Source organism: Caulobacter sp. P1_B12_2, from assembly GCF_056406675.1.
On record NZ_JBFTZS010000640.1, the window covers coordinates 1 to 1,895 of the forward strand.

3 protein-coding genes are annotated in these 1,895 nt (G+C 69.6%); 1 reads left to right on the forward strand and 2 read right to left on the reverse strand.

Features of this window, described 5'->3' with window-relative positions:
- A partial coding sequence (locus AC1DZ6_RS24370; protein ID WP_477099682.1) for an SRPBCC family protein occupies positions 1 to 319 on the forward strand: 319 nt, incomplete at its 5' end.
- Between the two features lie 31 nt (positions 320 to 350).
- Here AC1DZ6_RS24370 and AC1DZ6_RS24375 read toward each other — a convergent pair.
- A complete protein-coding gene (locus AC1DZ6_RS24375) occupies positions 351 to 995 on the reverse strand; it encodes a DsbA family oxidoreductase (RefSeq protein WP_477099683.1) in 645 nt (214 codons plus the stop codon).
- Between the two features lie 59 nt (positions 996 to 1,054).
- Positions 1,055 to 1,895: GGDEF domain-containing protein (locus AC1DZ6_RS24380; protein WP_477099684.1), on the reverse strand; the 841-nt coding region annotated here is incomplete at its 5' end.

Sequence of the window (1,895 nt, forward strand, 5' to 3'; positions counted from 1 at the left end):
ACTATACTATCAGCGCCTGTGCCCTGGCGTGCTGACCGACTGCCAGGTGGAGGAGGGCGCGCGGGTCGTCACCTTCGCGGGCGGCCTGGTCGCCCGCGAGCTGATCGTGGCGGTCGATGACGAGACTCGCCGCCTTGTGTGGTCGGTGGTGGGCAGCGCGCTGCTGACCCACCACAACGGCGCCATGCGGGTGCTGGAGCAAGGCTCGGGCAGCCGCATCGTCTGGACCGCCGACCTGCTGCCCCACGACGCGGCCGAGCGGGTGGCGGGCTTCATGGACCTCGGCTGCGCGGCGATGAAGCAGACGCTGGACGGATGAGTCTGCGAGGGCGCTTCGAGGAGCGCCGACCTCAGGCCGCCGCTTCGAGCGCCTTGTCGATCGCCTGGGCGATGTTCTCCGGGCTCTCGGCGCCGACGATCGCCAGCTTGCCGCCGAAAATCGCGAAGGGCACGCCCGTGATCCCGCCCTGGACGGCCATGGCGTGCTCGCGGGCTATGGTTTCCTTGTCCGCGCCTTCGGACAGCAGGCGCAGGATCACTACCGGATCCATCCCCGCCGCCTCGCCGATATCGGCCAGCACCACCGGATCGCCGATGTCGCGGCCTTGGGTGAAATAGGCGGCGAACAGGGCCTCGACCACGGCGTCCTGCTTGCCCGCCCCATGCGCCCAGCGGATCAGGCGATGAGCGGCGCTGGTGTTGGGCGACAGTGCGATAGCGTCGAAATCGAAGACGATCCCTTCCTCGGCGCCGGCCTCGACCAGGGCGGTATGGACCGCCTTCAGCTTCAGCGCATCCTTGAACTTGCCGGCCATATAGACTTTGCGATCAACGCCTTGCTCGGGAAGACTCGGGTCCAGCTGGTAGGGTCGCCAGACGATCAGCGGCTCGACATCCGGCCGAAGGGTCACGGCGGACTTGACCCGCCGCCAGCCCAGATAGCACCAGGGACAGACGACGTCGGCGACGAGGTCGATAAGCAGCGGCTGGCCCATGGCGGTCTCCTGGCTAAGCCCGCCGGAGGTAGGACAGCCGCGCTGTTCCGACAAGCCCGCTAGGCGCTGTGGCGCTGCAGCGCTTGAGCAGCGGCGCGTTCCAGGGCGTGGACGGCGCTTTCGCCCGCCTCGATCTGGGCCACGCCGATGTCGAACTCGCAGACGAACGGCGGGCGGTCGTCGCCGGCGTCGAAGGCCGTGCAGCCGATCACCGCGGCGATCCGTTCGGCGGCGGCGCGTCCGGCGGCGTTGTTGGTGGCCGGCAGGGCCAGGGCGAAGACTTCGGGCGCCAGGCGGGCGGCCGTGTCCTCGACCCGCACCAGGCGGCCGACCATCGAGCCGATCTGCGGAATCGCGCGGTCCAGCCAGCCGTTCTTGCGGGCCCAGACGGTGTCGGGCTTGTCGGCCACCCGCAGCACGCAGATCGACAGCGGCCGGGCGCGCTCACGCGCCGCGCCGGCCAGGCGGACGAGGTGGGCGGCGAACAGATCGCGGGTGAACAGGCCCGTGGCGGCGTCCATCAGGCCCGAGCTGCGGGCCTTCTCCAAGGCGCCGCGAATGGATTCGCCCCGGCGATAGTTGCGGGCCAGCTCGATGACCCGCTTGGCGGTCTCGATCTCGGCGGTTTCCGGTGAAGCGACGTCGGACACGCCGCGATGGAAGGCCTCCGACATGGTCACATAGCTCTCGGCCTTCAGATACAGCAGGGCCGGGATGTGGAAGAGGCGGGTGTTGCGGCGCATGCCCGCCGCGATCGACAGGGCTTCCTGCTGGTTGTCGCCAGCCCACAGCACCACGGCGTCGAAGGCGCGCTCGATGACCCGCTTGGCGGTCTCGATCTCGGCGGTTTCCGGTGAAGCGACGTCGGACACGCCGCGATGGAAGGCCTCCGACATGGTC

Excerpts from the sequence above, each read along its gene's own strand:
- AC1DZ6_RS24375 (WP_477099683.1), bottom strand. The coding sequence starts at position 995 with ATGGGCCAGCCGCTGCTTATCGACCTCGTCGCCGACGTCGTCTGTCCC.